This window comes from Promineifilum sp. (SeqCode) (assembly GCF_041918635.1).
GTDB lineage: Bacteria > Chloroflexota > Anaerolineae > Promineifilales > Promineifilaceae > Promineifilum.
The window spans coordinates 1-14,116 of record NZ_JAYRVJ010000211.1 but is presented as its reverse complement, the minus strand read 5'-3'; the positions used below and the strand labels follow the sequence as shown (position 1 = coordinate 14,116).

Genomic DNA, 14,116 nt, shown 5'->3' with positions numbered 1-14,116 from the left:
GCCCGCCGCCGGCGGCTCGAACACCAACGCGCTGCCGGCCCCACTCGTGGGGGAGGCGATGGCCAGGAACCGGCCGTCGAAGCTGGCGACATTGCCCCCTAGCGCCGCGTTGAGGTTGGTCACGATCAGGCCCGGCGCGACGGCCGCCGGATCAGCCGCCCCTTGCGCGCAGGCGATCTCCACCGGCTCCGCGCCGTCCAGACCGATCTGGACGCGGTCGCCGGCGCTCAGATCGACCGCCGGGCCAAGCTCGGCCGTGCCCACAAAGCGGACGCCCTCGGCGTTCTGGCCGCGAAACTCGCCCGGCGCGACGCCCAGCAACAGTGGCAGCGCGTCGGCGGCGCGCGGCGGTTCGAAGGCGATCCGGCTGGCCCGGCCCAGGGTATGGGAACTGAGGATGAGCCGCCGGCCGTTGTGGCTGGCGATCGGGGGCGTCAGGGCCAGGGCCACGGCGCGGTTGATATGGCCGGCGATCTCGTCCAGCCGGGTCAGGCGCGGGTCGCGGCCGCGACAATCTATCTCCAGCAGGTGATGATCGTCCAGCGTCAGGCGCAGGAGATGATCCTGGCTCAAGTCTGCGCCGGCGCTCAAGTCAACCGTGCCGGCTACCTGGGCCGGCGTGGCGTCCTGACCGTTGAACTCGGCCGGGGCGGCGACGCCGAAGATGGCCGCCGTCGCGTCATCCGTCTCGGGCAAGTCCAGCACGATCTGGCTGCTGGCCCCCGCCCGGCGCGAGGTGATTTGCAGGAACTTCCCGTCGTGAGTAGCCACTTTCTTGCGGAGCGCCCGATTGATGGCGCTTCGGATCTCTTCCAGCCGGACGCGGGCCGGGTCGGCGGCGCCGGTGGCGCAGGCGATCTCTACCGGCTCCGCCCCGTCGAGGCCGATCTTGACCCGGTCGCCGGCGCTCAGGTCGATGCCCTCGCTCAGATCGACCGCGCCTGCCAGCCGGGCCGGCGCGGCCTCCTGGCCGCGCGTCTCGCCCGGCGCGACGCCCAGGAGCCGGGCCAGCGCGTCGCCGCTGCCGGCCGCGCCCAGGACGATGCGGCTATTCGCGCCCCGGCTGGGCGAGGTCAGCGTCAGGTGGCCGTCGCCGTGGGTGGCGACGATGGGCGTCTGGTTCTGGGCGATACCCAGGTTGATGGCGTTGACCAGCTCATCGATGAGCGTGGCCCGCGGGCGCGCGCCGGCCACGTCGATCTCTACCGCCGGATGGTCGTCAATCGCCAGGCGGAGGTAGCGGTTCTGGCGCAAATCGACGCCGCGATGCACGTCCAGCGTGCCAGTCAGGCGCGCGTTCTCCGCCCCCGCCCCAACGGCCGTCCGGCGAGTGAAGCCGAAGACCGCGTCGGCCGCCTCGCCGGTGACGATGGCGCGGGTGACGAAGCGTTCGGCGCGCCGAGCGGCGAGCGGCGCGACTTCGATGCTGCTGCCGCTGCCCTCGCTGCGCGACAGCAGATTCAAGCGCTGGCCGTCGGTGCTGGCGATGTCCGCGCCCATTTGTTCATCGATGGCGTCGGCTAACTCCTGCGGCGTCGCCGCGTTCAATTGGGCGGGGTCGGTCTTCGTCCGCAGGTCAACCGTCACCGGCGGCCGGCCGTCCAGGCTCAATCGCAGCAAGTAGCGCGAGCGCAAGTCCACGCCCTGACTCAGATCGGGCTGGCCCAGCACGCGCCCGGCGCTGGCGGCCCGTCCGTGAAAGAGGCGCGGGCGAATGCCGAAGATGAGTTCCGTGGCATCCTCCTCCTCGGGGGTCAGGAAGACGATCTCGCTGCTCAGGCCGGAAGAGGCCGAGGTCAGGATGACGTTGCGGCCGTTATGGGTGGCGAGGCGCGCCCCCAGCGCCTCGTTGATGGCTGCGACCAGTTCTGGCAGTTGCGTGTTCTCCGGCAACTGGCCGGCGCAATCGATCTCGTGCTCCGCGCCGTCCACGCGCAGGAGGAGGCGCGAGCGCTCGCTGAGGTCGACGCCGCCGCCGAGGTCGCGCCGGCCAACGACCTGCGCCGAGAGGGTGTCACGGCCGATGTGGGTCTTGCTGATGGGGCCGAAGAGGCGCAATAGCGCCTGCTGGGCCGCGGCCTGCTGGAAGACGATGCTGCTACCCAGCCCGGCTGTCGGCGAGGTCAACGTCAGGAACCGGTCGTCGGCGGTCACCGTCCCCTCGCCGAGGATGGCGTTCATCTTTTCCACGACCTGACTCAACAGCGTGCTGGCCGGATCGGGGCCGGCCACGTCGATCTCGGCCAGGCGCGCGCCGTCGATGAGCACGCGCAAGTAGCGCGCCTCCGACAGATCGAGCAGGCCGCTCAGATCGACCAGGCCGCGCACCCGCGCCGGGGACTCGTCCCGGCCGTTATAGGCGCGCGGCGGCAGGCCCAACACGGCGTCGGCGGCGTCATTCAGGATGTCGCGCACGTCGATGACGCTGGCCGCGCCGGGCCGGGTGGAAGTCAGGGTCAGGAAGCGGCCGTCGAAGGCGGCAATGGGCTGCTCCACTTCGGCGTTGATGTTGTCGGCGATGAGTTGGCCGGGCACGGCGCTCAGGTCGGTCGCGCCGGCTGTCACGTCGATCTCGAACGGCCCAGTTCCGTCCACGCCCAGGCGCAGCCAGCGGTTCTCGCGGCAGTCGGCGCCCAGGCTCAGGTCGGCTGTGCCGCGCACGTGCGCCGGCAGGCTGGACAACCCCCGGCCCAGGGCCGCGCGCACGCCCAGCACCCGTTCGGCAGCGTCGCGGCCGTTCGGCTCCGCGATCGCGACGGCGTCCCCTTCCGGCCGCGTCCACCACGTGTCGAGGTCGGCGTACTCGTCGGCGATGTGCAGCCCCAACGCCTGCGCGGCGATGCGCAGGATGCCCTGGACGGTCACCGTGCCGTCCAAATACGTGCGGATGTAGCGCTTCAGGTGCTCGCGGAACTGCTCGACCGATTCATCTGGCCGCGGAGCCAGGCCATACAGGGCGGCGATGCGCGCCAGATCGTCGATCCGCGGCTGGAGCCGGTCGGCGTAGTCCACCCAATGGGACTGCATAACCGCCGCCAGGCTGTTCTCCGCGTCCTGCAGCTCGCGCCCATAGGCATCGACCACGGCGTGGAGCGTCTCGCCGCGCGGTTGCTTTTGGAAGGTCGACGGCAGATAGCTGACGATGCGGTCGGTCTTGTTGGCCACTTAACTCACCTCTTCCTGAACGACGATATCGGCCGGCTGCATGTCGAGGACGACCCACCACTTGTCGCCGCCGACCGTGGCCGCGACGCGGAAGTCGCCGCTCTCGATCTGCTCGTCGGTCGCCGGCTGTCCATCCGGGCCTTGGAGCAGGCTGCGGTCGGGGATGCGCGTGCTGGTCGGCACGAGCGGCGGCGTCTCGCTGAGCGTACTGGTGATGACCAGCTTCAGCGCATCCAGATCGTCGGTCGCGCCGCCGGCCCGGCTGGCGACGACGGCGTTGACGATGCCGTCCACCAGCGTCGCCATCGCCGGGCGTCCCAGGTCGGAGCGCCAGACGAGCACGTCCACGATTTGCCGCTCGACCACATCCTCGACCGCCTTCATCGCCTCCAGCATGGCCTGCCCCTCGGCCGGCTGGCCGCTGCTCAGCCCGTCTACATACGCCTGGAGGGCCTCGATCAACTGGTTGACGACCTTCAGCTTGCCGGCGGGGGTCAGGCCGGGGGCCAGCGTCGCCAGGACGCGCGGCTTGAAGAAGACGTAGCGGCTGATGACCAACGCCTGCACGCCCGCGGCCCGCGTCTCCTGCACCGCCCCGTTAAGGCTGACATACCGCTCCGGCTCGGCATTGATCAGTAGTGTGACACTGCCCGGATCGGAGCGGTGGTCGGGCTGACCGTGCGGGTCCCAGACCTCGACCAGCTCGCCGCCACCCTCCACCACGACCCGCTGGAGGGCGGCCAACGTGGCCTTGCCCAGCGAGCGCAGAGCGGCCTTGGCCCGCAGCCGCAATTCCTCGTCCGTCTCGTCGTCCGCGCCCAGGAAGGTCGCGTCGAAGTTCGTCACGCGGGTGATGCCGACAATGGGCTGCAACAACTGGCTGATGGCCCCGGCCGGCACTTTGCCCTTCTCGTTCTTGAAGTCGGCCGTGGCGCGGATGGGCGCGTCGATGCGCACCTGGCCCTGCTGCAAGGTACGCGGCTGCGTCGTCTCGAAGATCACGTCCGCCTTGGTCGTCGCCAGCACCGTGCCCTCGGGGATGGTGATGTTGCCGACCGCCCCGGCCTCGCGGAAGAACGTCTCCAAGCCGACGGCGAACTCCTTCGTCTTGCGCGTGATACCCAGGATGGACACGACCAGTTCCAACGAGCGCCCGGTGGCGGTGTCGATGAAGGCGGAGAGGTAGGCCAGATTGATCTGCTCGTAGACGGTGTTGATCTCGCGGCTCACCGCCTCGCTCAACGTGCGCGTCACGCTGCCGACGTTGATGTCAGTCAGCGGCGAGCGGCTGTTGGGCCGGAAGTAGTCGACGCGGAACTCGGAGTTGTCGTCGGGCCGCGTGCCGTTCTCGTCCCACTCCACGGCGTTGCTGCCAACGTTGAACACGTAGTCGATCTCTTTCAGGAAGGCGTAGGGCAGGCTGTCGTGGAGGCCGGTGATGCCGCGAATGTCGTCGGCCGGCTCGGACAACGGGTAGAGATCGCGCTTCAGGTCATACAGGATCGGCTCGTTGACGACGCCGCCGACGATGGCCGTCAGCACGTCGTCGACGATCTCCTGATAGGGCCGGGTGATGAGCGTTACGGTTGGCTGGTTCATAGGTCCAGACTCCTCAAATAGGGGCTAGGGGGTAGGGGCCAGGGAAGAGCAAGTGATTCATGGTCTTAGAAACCTTCCAGGAAGAAGGGAAAGACGAGATTGAGAACGGTGTCAGCGTGGATGGGGCGCAGGCGCACGTTGATGTCGATCTGGGTGCGCTCGACGGGGCTGGTCTCCACGGTGACGCTCAGCACTTCGGCCACGCGCGGCTCCATCGCCAGCGCCTCCAGGACGTAGAGCTTGGCCCGGTTGCGGTTGCCCAGCGTGTTGCGCTCGCCCACCAGGTCGAACAGGCGCGAGCCATAGGTGGGGTGGCCCAGCGGCTCCAGTTCGCCGCGGCGCGTCAGAAAGCGCAGCAGCAGCGCCTGCTTCAGATTGTCATCGGCCGCGACCGTTTGCAGGTCAACGCGCCCCGTCTCCAGCCGCTCGGCTACAAACAGATCGCGCCCCACGTCCAGATCGTTCTGCCGCAACAAGTTATCCAGAAGCCTTAAATCCGTGCCCCACCGCTCGTTGTCACTCATAATTCCTAATTCCTAAATCCTGAATTCGGTAAAGACGTTCCGGCGAAACGTCTCTACGGCGGCCATTGGTCGGTGATGAACGGCGCAGCCGGCGGCCCAAGAATCAACAGAATGCCCGGCGGCGTCGGGATGCGGTCGAACGTACGCACCAGCCCCCGCCCGGCCACCTGCACGCCACTGCTGGCCGTCGGGCCGATGACCAGCGGGTAGGGGAAGCCCCAGACCGAGTTGATCATCATGCACAGCGAACCCGTCGTCGCCAGCGGCAATCCGTTGGCGGTGACGACCGGCGGGAAGACGGCCACGATCGTGCCCATGTCCGGCGGCCCGGAGGCGCCGGGGGTGATCATCACACTGGCCCCGATGGATACTGGCGATCCTGGCATCTCATTACTCCGTTGTAGGGCGGTTTGGCAAACCGCCCTACATCGCTACGGCGAGAACGTCGTCAACCCTTTCAGCGACAGGTTCATGCCCTGGACGGTGGCCGACAGGTCGCCCTGTAGCGTCGCGCCCATGCCGCCTTTGACATTGGCGTTCATCTGAGCGTCCACCGCCACATTCCGTCCCTCGATGTTCACGTCACCCCCGGCCTTCAGCGTCAGACTGCCCTCGGCCTCAACCGTCATACTGCCGGCCACGTCGATCTGAACGTCGCCGCTCTGGTTCATCACGATCTTCGTCCGGCCGGTGACGACCGTCACTTGCCCGCCGCTGTCGTGCGGCTGGTCGAGGATCATCTCCGTGTCGCCGGCCGTGGCCCGCACCGCGCCGTCGCTGATGCGCACCGTGATCTGCGGCGGCATCTCGACGATGATCTCGCGCGGCTCCTGGTTGGCCGGCAAGTTGCGGATAGCGGCCAGGATGGTCTTGTCGTCCGCCTCGGCCAGCGGCAGGCGGAAGATGATCTCGTTCGGGTTGTTCAGCGGCGGCCGGTCAATATTGTTGTAGAACCGGCCGACGATGAAGGCGTGGTTCACGTCCCCCTGTTCGAAGTTGAGCAGCACCAGATCGCCCTCGTTGGGGATGGCAACCGTGCCGATGTGGCCAGTGACGACCGGAACCCGCCGCAACAGCAGGCCGCTGTTCTTCAGCCGCACGTCGCAGGCATAGTTGTCGTCGTCCCCGCCGTCGCTGTGGGGAAAGACCGCTTCCACCACCCCCAGCTCGGCGATGTGCAACGCCCGCAATTCGTGGCGAATAATCTGTTGCAGTGTATCGACCACTGTTGACATAACCATCAATCCGTCTGGCTCAGAACCTTAATAACCCTTCTTAATCTGCGTAATCTGCGAAATCTGTGGATTCTTCTTCAGATACTCCGGAACCCGATGCGCGTCGTGAAGCCGCGCGTCTTGTCAATGTGATGCCGCACCCGCCGCACCTGATACGTGCCGTTGAACGACGCCTCCGGCAGCCCGCGCAACTCTATGGCGTCGCCCAGCTTCACCTTCGGCTGGCCGGTGCTGAGCAGCGTGCCGCGCAACCGCTGCCGCTCCAGCCGCGTGAAGGCGGCTTCGGCCGCGGCCTGGGCCGCTTCGCCGGTGCGGGCCACGGCTTGCTCCAGCAGCAGCACCGGCTGGGCCTCGCCGCCCGTGCCCTTCAGGCCACTGAAGTCCTTGGTCAGCCAGGCCCAGGCGTTGTCGCCCTGCCCGCCGCCGGCGCTCTCGCCCCAGACCTGCACCTGGCCGGCCAGCGGCGGGCGCTGCTCCATCTCCAACTCGATGATCTGCTTGCCGAAGTCGAAGATGTGGATGGCGTTGCCGCTGCGGAATGGGGCGAAGACCAGCTGGCCGTCGCTATTGACGTACAGGTCGAAGCCACACAGGCCGGCCAGGTCGTGCAGGTGGCGGTAGCAGTTGCGCCGCCCGTCAATGGCGTAAGCCGGAAAGGTGATGCCCGGCTCGGCCCGGTTGACCGGCACGCCGGCCAGTTCGGCCAGACGTTCGACGATTTGGCCGGCGGTCATGTTCAAAAAGGTCTCGGCCGTGTTGGTCGCCAGCAACAGCCGGGCCGCGCCGTGGCCGATGACGCGGCGGGTGGTGAGACCGCTGTCGGCGGTGACGACCCTGCCCACCATCACCTGCGTCAACTCGTTCTCGAAACCCAACTCGATCTTGGCGTCGTCGTCACGTTGCGGCTGGAAGCCGCCTACCTGGCCCAACGACAGCGTGAAGCTGTCGGCCGGCGTGCCCAGGTCAAGCTCGACCGTCAGGGCCACAACCGTGCTGGCCTGCGGCTCGTCGGTGGTGTCGACGATTTTGTCGCCGATGGTGAGTTTGTAGGCGGGTTGAAGAAGCATAATCGAGTTCGCTTACCCGGTTCAAAACCGCTTATACTCGGCCTCGATGAGGTGGCCTAAGCGTTGATCCCACGCGCTTTCAGTAGACTAATCGTTGTATAGAAAGCCGGATCCTCCTGGTGCATTCTGTAGAATTCGCTAAGTAGTTCGCCGATACGCGTATCTTGCTGTGCGTGCGGCAGCAATATATCAGAAGCGGCCGCCACAACGGGGTCGGCCTCGTCGCGCAGCGCGTTGAGAGCAAATCCCTCGAGCGCTGGATGTTCTAGTTCGCGCAAGCCGTATAGGCTGGCCGCTCTCGATTCCGGGTTTGGCGAACGCAAGTTGACTAGATAGGCCACGGTCAGATCGGCTTCGTTGTCACCTGTGCGGATAAACTTCAGGCGCGCAAGCAATTGACCGGATGGAGGCGGCTCCAATATACTGGCAATTCTCCGAACCAATTCGTTCTTGCTCTCATCACCAAACGCAGCGAAGCTGTCGAAAAAGGTGGCTCGTGGTATTTCCTCGGCTTCGAGCAACTCCAGCAGTTGTCTAGCTGCCGGCGATAAGCTTTTCGTCCAATCGTCCATGTCGTAGCCTCTCAGCGATTCGAAATCTTAAATGTCCCGCTTTCGATGGTTTCGCAAGAACCAATTTCCTAAAATGCCCTTGTATAGGGTGAAGCGCGGCTAACCGTAAACTGATTCAGGCCATCGCCATCGTTGGCGTCCCACAATCTCTTGCTTTGATTCACTCCCTCAGCAGCGGAAGTGCCATTGCGCATGAGGTTTTGGTTGTTGTGAAGCCGGTTTCCAGCAGGAACAGCCGGCGCACGGTAATGGCCCGTATTCACAGCGACTGACTTGTTAGTCAGGATGTGGCCAACTTCATGAGCCATCGTATACGGCGTTTTTCTGACGCTATCGATAAAGCATGTACCCCTATCGGCCGCGGCAGCGAAGTCAATGTCTGGGGCCGACTCGCCGCGGTTGCCGGAGGCCAGACCGCCGGCAAAGAAGACTCTTACCGTACTAGTGCCAGGTATCGTAGGAAATGCCGCGCCAATAGCCGTTTCATCAGCCAGTGACAGGTTGGCGGGATTGATACCAGCAGGCGGATTCAAGGCATTGACCGTTATGAGTACAACCTGGTCGCCGTCTACGGTTACGATGTCCGCCGCGGGAGTGCCCGGCGCAACAACGGTCTCGACCGTAAGGCCAATACGCTCATAGGTTTCACGCGTAATGCGGATGTCCGTAGCCCATAGGGCGCTTCCCGCGGCGGTTGGTATGACTGGTGCGCCTCCAGCGCTGACTCTCAGAACAAATATCTGTAGCGGCAGTCGACGACGCGCTTCTGGATTGCGCTCGAAGACAGGTAAGCGCACCGTCATAGGACGTGCCGGCGCGATCGGATGCGTGTATTCGCAGACAACGCTGCCTCGCATGGTGGCCCGGCGCAAACGGTGATTGCTTTGGTTGCGGTTACGCACCACTCCAGCGTCCGGAACACCAGCAGGCAGACCGCTATGGGTCGCCTGGTCGTTATCTACTTCATCGTTGATCAGCATAAGTGCTCGAGAGATGAATACGCCACTGTTAGCGGCCGTTTCAACAAGGGCTACGCTGCGGTCGCCTGGGACTTGGAAGTCATTGCCAGCCTGATCAACACCAAACCAGTTGACACTGATGTGACCGGCGTTTCGTCTCGACGCATCGCGGACTCGTAAATGGAATCGGCGAGTGTCAGCACCGACGAAATTGTTTGCTTCAGCCGCATCATTGAAGACAGTGCCGTCAGCCCGAAAGGCATTGTCCCACAGCCCAAAACGGATTGAAGTGGCCGGAGGCGCAACAGCCGTTGGTGTGTCTACCATGTCAACTTGGATAACGGTAGCAGCTATCCGGTCGCCGTCTGGCTCAACGTTGTTGATTCCGAGACGATAACCAGTATCTCGCGCCACGATACTGGGGGCGCGACCCTGGATAAAGAACCTGGTTCCTGTCGCCGGTATGGTGGCGGCGGCAATGACCTGCGGATCGGCTAGCGGCGCTTGCCCAACGGCAGGAAGCTCATCAGCCAATAGTTCGACTTGATCGCTGATGCGCGCCAGGACCAGATCCCCTGTGAAGCCAGCAGGCTGTGGCGGTCGTACGATCAACATCGCCCGTTCGTGACGAAGACCAGGATCGGGCACCTGAAGGAAGCGACCGATGTTGACCTTATCTTGCTGCGAAAGCAGCGGCGGATCTACGCCCGGCGCAGTCCTGCTTAAGGCAATGTCCAGCGTCAACTCTACCGCCGTCATCCGCGCCGTCGCCCCCAATCCCGGCGTGCCGTTGACCGTCACCACCAGCCGCAACTCCACGTCATCCACGGCCGCGCTGGCCCGCGCACCTTCGGTGAACACGGTATGCCCGGCGGCGAGTTGGGCGTCGGTGAAAACGTTGTCCACGCCGTTGAAGGTGATCTCGTTGCCACCCACCGCCGCGTCGAAGAAGCGGATGGCATCGCTGGAGCGGGTGAACGTGCCGCTGCCGGTGAAAGGCTGGTTGACGCTTAGCGTCACGGCCCGGCGCTGCGGGTTGGTGTGCGGCTTGCGCACCACGACCGCGTTGCCCGCCGGGGCAATGGTGGGCCGCACGTTGACCACCGCCCGGCCCACCACGACGACCACAAGATCGCGGCTGCCGTCCAGCCGCGTGCAGACGTTCGGCCCCTTGGCGGCTCCGATCGGCTCGCCCTCGTTGCGCGCCACCACGTCGGCGGCGATCGCCAGCGTATAGGTTCCCGGCCCTTTCGGATTGTTCGGATACCCGACGTTGCCCGCGCTGTCGGTGAGATTGCCGTTGGCGTCAGTGCGCCCGCGGAGGGGTGTGCCCTTGCGCGCCCCGCTCGCATCAGCGCAGGTCACTTCGCCGTTCATGAATTCGCCGTCCGGGGCGATGAGGACGTACTCGGTGTCGGCCAGCGGCGTGCCGTCCTCGAATTGGATGCGGCCCCGGACGACGAACGATCCCGGCTCGGCCGTCTGCACCAGGAACTTGTCCTGTTCTTCCGCATTGCGGGTCAGGAAGCAGCAGCGCGCGTTCGGGTCGCCCGGCCCCAGGCACCAGCCCGTGCCGCCGGCCGGCGTCAGGTCGAACGTCACCGGCTTGGCGATCTCGCACGGGAAGGTGGAGGCGCGGACAAAGAGCAGTTCGGTGCGACGGTTGGGCCGCCAGGCGGGGTCGGGGCCGGAACACATGGGCGGTCGCGGGGATGAGGCCGTCATCTTCTCGCCGCAACCCAACCAGCGGACGAAGCCCTGGTCGCAGCCGTCAGCCGGATCGGCGTTGGGCATGAACTGGTCTTCGGGCACGCTCAGCGAGTCCTGGGCCATGTAGGCGCGGATTAGCACGGGCCACGTCGCGTCCCCCACTACACCGTCCACGTTCAAGCCGTTGGCCCCCTGGAAGTCGCGCACGGCCTGGTCGGTGGCGGCGTCGTGCGTGCCGTGCACCTGGCCGTTGTAGAGGCCCAGATCTTGCAGCATGTGCTGATATTCACGCGCGCCCCAACTGTCGCGGACAGACAGCGTCACGCCACTGGGCCGAGCCTGGCGCAACTCGTTCCACTCCGCCACGGCGGCGTCGGCCGACTGCGCGTCGCGGCCGAAGGTCAGGAAGGCGTGCGCCCCACGCGCCCGCCGCTCGGAGAGAGATTGGTTGTACGTGTCGCTGCCCGACTCATCGGTGTGGCCGACAATGATGAACCGCTGATCCCGGTGCGCAGCGGCGAAGTCGGCCACCTGGCGCAGCACGTGACGCATGCACGGCTCCACGAACGCCCGGTCGAAGGTGTAGTGGATCACGAACGCGGTGGCGATGGTCTGGCCCTGGCGCAGGGTGATGACCGCGCGCTGCGTCTGGCCCAGAGGCAGTGTGACCGCCGTCGAGCCGGTCATCTGTGGGTTCCGCGTGGTGGCCGTGGCCGTGTACGTGCCGGCGGGGAAGGGGTTCACCGTCCACAGATCGCCCTGCCGCACGGCGGGATCGTCGTTGGGCAGCGTCCGGTCGACGGCCCCCCCGGTTTCATCCGTGCCCTGCACCCTGACGGTCGTTTGGGCGTGGTCGAAATTGGGATCGCCCTCGACGATGACCTGCACCTCCAGCACCGATTCCAGCGTGCGTGGGGGCGGCGGCGGGGGCGGGGGCGGCGGGATGATGATCTCGGTCGGCGTGGCCGGCGTGAACTCGCGCAGGGTGAAGGCGTACTCGAAGCGCGCCGGCCTCCCGGCCAGCTCGCGCACGCCCATCTCCTCGATGAGCACCTGGTCGAGCCGGATGGCCGTGGCGATGTCGGCCACAAAGGTCACCGGCGCGGCGGCGCGGAACTTGTCGCGCAGCTTCTTGAGGCTGTCGGCCACTTCCGCGCCGGTCAGCACGCCGGTGAGGGTGACCTGGCTGGCGCGGCGACCCAGACCCTGGAGGAAGTCGCCTTCCAGAGCGGGGATGCCATGCTGCACCCACACCTGGTCGCCGTCCACCTCGATGGTCTGCACCTGCTGCAACTCTAGGTCGTCCAACATCGGCCGGGCCACTGTTTTAACACTCCTGTGTGGAAGAAGAATCCACAGATTTCACAGATTCTTCAGAAGAGCGACTGCGAAAATCTCGGTTCATCTGTAGAAGCCTTGCCTGTAAACCCATCAAGGTCGTTATCGCCATTAACCAGTGTTAGGCGACTAAATCTGTGTAATCTGTGAAATCTGTGGATTCTCTGATCACGCCGGCTTGAGGGAGTTGAGGTGGGCGACGATGGCGTCGATGGTGTCAAGGATCGACTGCTTCACGTCGTCCAACCCCGACAAACTGCCCACCACGTCGGCCACGCTCAGGATGTCATTGATTGTCCCCGCCTCGTCCGGCAACAGCGTCCGCGCCGACTCCAGGAACGACTTGATCATGGTGACGAACTGCGTCGCCTCCGCCAGGCCGGGGATGTTGCTGAGGTCGAAGTTGCTGATCTCCGTCTTCAGCTTGTTCATCAGTTCGATGAGCTTGTCGATCAGTTCCGTGATCTGCGGGAACATCCCCGCGATCTGCTGGATGGCCGGCTTGATCGTCGGCACGTTCTGATCCAGGAAAGTCTTGAACTCCTGAAGCAGATTATTGAGTTCCTGAAAAATGTTCTCGTCCATCGCACCACTCCTTTGCGTCTGTCTTCACACCTGACGGGTCTTCGGAGACCTGTCAGGTATCCCGCGCTGCGGTCACCCGCCCGCGCCCCGATTCATCTGCTGCAACCGCCCTAAAATGTCGGTCAGCGGGCCGAGGAAACGCTCCAGCCCCGTCGCGAACGGCAGGGCAAAGTCAAGCCCGTCGAGCAGGTCGTCGAACAATTCGCCAGCGTCGCCCAAAATGTCTGCCTCGAGGGCGGAGGTATCTTCCGGCTCGACCGGCTCGATGAATTCGCGCAGGGTCAGGACGTAGCTGTAGCGCTCCGGCCGGCCGGCCAGCTCCTGCCATTGCAGGTCGTCGATCACCATCTGCGCGATCTCGGCGTCGGCGATGATGTCGGCCACGAAGGGCACGGCCTGGCCGGCGCGATACTTCAATTCCAGCGTCTCCACAAACTCCAGCGCGTCCGGCCCCGTCTTGACGCCCCACAGCGTCAGGTGACCCGGCCGCCGGCCGAGATTCTGGAGCAGGCTGCCATCCATGCCCGGCGGCTTGTGCTCGGCCAGCATGCGCCGGTCGTAGGCGGCGATCTCCTGCACCTGCGGCAGTTCGATGTCGTCGAGCATGGGACGCACGGCTTAACTCCTAATCTGCGTAATCTGCGGATGATTCTCTTCTCAGATATCTATCCCGTGGCGGCGCGACTCTTCTTCGAGAATTCGCCTGAGCTTGCCGGCCAGTTCATCGAGATCGTCCACGGCCGATTCTTCCTCGCGACGGGCGCTGCGCCGGGCCGCGGCGGCCGCGGCGGGCATGGCCGTGATCCCTGGCCCGGCCGGCGGGCGCAAGGGCGGCAACGTGTCGGCCATCTGCGGCGGCGCGAAGCGGGAGACGACGCTGACGACCTGGCCGTCATCCGCCTCTAGCCGGCCGTTCCGCTGGGTCGCGCCGCCCTCATCCGGCCCGGCCCATCCTTCTGAGTTCGCATCCTCAGATGCGAACGAGCCTCGGCCCGCGTCCGATCCCGTTCGCGTCCCGCGCAAGAGACTTCCGTCCCCCAACCGCCGCGGGCGCAAGCGGGAATACCACCCCGGCCCGCGCCGCTCGGCCGCGGTCTGACGGTCGCCGCCCCCCTCCCCTCGGGAGGGGTTGGGGGAGGGCTTTTCGTCGCGCCCGCCACGGCCACCCGCGCCGGCGGCCGCTCCGCGCCCGGCCTGCCCCAATTGCGCGGCGAGCCACCCGGCCGGGGCGCGTCGCCCGTCCAGCAAGCCACTCCATTGCGCGGCCAGATCGGCCGGCCGCTCTTCCGGCAAAAAGTGCGAAGGGAGCGACGCGGAGCCCTCCCCCGACCCCTCCCGAGGGGAGGGGCGTAAGACGCGCTG

10 protein-coding genes and 1 pseudogene are annotated in these 14,116 nt (G+C 65.7%); all 11 read right to left on the bottom strand.

The window, feature by feature from the left end:
- A partial coding sequence (locus tag ACE3UY_RS07280) for a hypothetical protein (RefSeq protein WP_374686878.1) occupies nucleotides 1-3,165 on the bottom strand: 3,165 nt, incomplete at its 3' end.
- The gene (locus ACE3UY_RS07275) at nucleotides 3,166-4,764 is read right to left on the bottom strand and encodes a baseplate J/gp47 family protein (RefSeq protein WP_374686877.1); all 1,599 of its coding nucleotides are present in this window, start codon (nucleotides 4,762-4,764) and stop codon (nucleotides 3,166-3,168) included. It lies immediately after the preceding gene.
- A 65-nt stretch (nucleotides 4,765-4,829) separates the two neighbouring features.
- On the bottom strand, nucleotides 4,830-5,288 hold the full coding sequence (locus ACE3UY_RS07270; protein WP_374686876.1) for a GPW/gp25 family protein: 459 nt from the start codon (nucleotides 5,286-5,288) through the stop codon (nucleotides 4,830-4,832).
- 53 nt (nucleotides 5,289-5,341) lie between these two features.
- Nucleotides 5,342-5,674: a hypothetical protein gene (locus tag ACE3UY_RS07265; protein ID WP_374686875.1), complete on the bottom strand. Its 333-nt coding sequence runs from the start codon at nucleotides 5,672-5,674 to the stop codon at nucleotides 5,342-5,344.
- A gap of 45 nt (nucleotides 5,675-5,719) precedes the next feature.
- Complete coding sequence (locus tag ACE3UY_RS07260; protein ID WP_374686874.1) at nucleotides 5,720-6,523, bottom strand: hypothetical protein; 804 nt, start codon at nucleotides 6,521-6,523, stop codon at nucleotides 5,720-5,722.
- A 77-nt stretch (nucleotides 6,524-6,600) separates the two neighbouring features.
- Nucleotides 6,601-7,590: a hypothetical protein gene (locus tag ACE3UY_RS07255; RefSeq protein ID WP_374686873.1), complete on the bottom strand. Its 990-nt coding sequence runs from the start codon at nucleotides 7,588-7,590 to the stop codon at nucleotides 6,601-6,603.
- A 56-nt stretch (nucleotides 7,591-7,646) separates the two neighbouring features.
- Nucleotides 7,647-8,162: a hypothetical protein gene (locus ACE3UY_RS07250; protein WP_374686872.1), complete on the bottom strand. Its 516-nt coding sequence runs from the start codon at nucleotides 8,160-8,162 to the stop codon at nucleotides 7,647-7,649.
- A 68-nt stretch (nucleotides 8,163-8,230) separates the two neighbouring features.
- The gene (locus ACE3UY_RS07245; protein WP_374686871.1) at nucleotides 8,231-12,142 is read right to left on the bottom strand and encodes a peptidoglycan-binding protein; all 3,912 of its coding nucleotides are present in this window, start codon (nucleotides 12,140-12,142) and stop codon (nucleotides 8,231-8,233) included.
- Between the two features lie 195 nt (nucleotides 12,143-12,337).
- Nucleotides 12,338-12,754 (bottom strand): hypothetical protein, encoded by a 417-nt coding sequence (locus ACE3UY_RS07240; protein WP_374686870.1) that lies wholly within the window; start codon nucleotides 12,752-12,754, stop codon nucleotides 12,338-12,340.
- 72 nt (nucleotides 12,755-12,826) lie between these two features.
- Nucleotides 12,827-13,360: a hypothetical protein gene (locus ACE3UY_RS07235; protein WP_374686879.1), complete on the bottom strand. Its 534-nt coding sequence runs from the start codon at nucleotides 13,358-13,360 to the stop codon at nucleotides 12,827-12,829.
- Nucleotides 13,361-13,411: 51 nt separating this feature from the next.
- A pseudogene (locus ACE3UY_RS07230) lies at nucleotides 13,412-14,116 on the bottom strand (hypothetical protein); the annotation flags it as partial.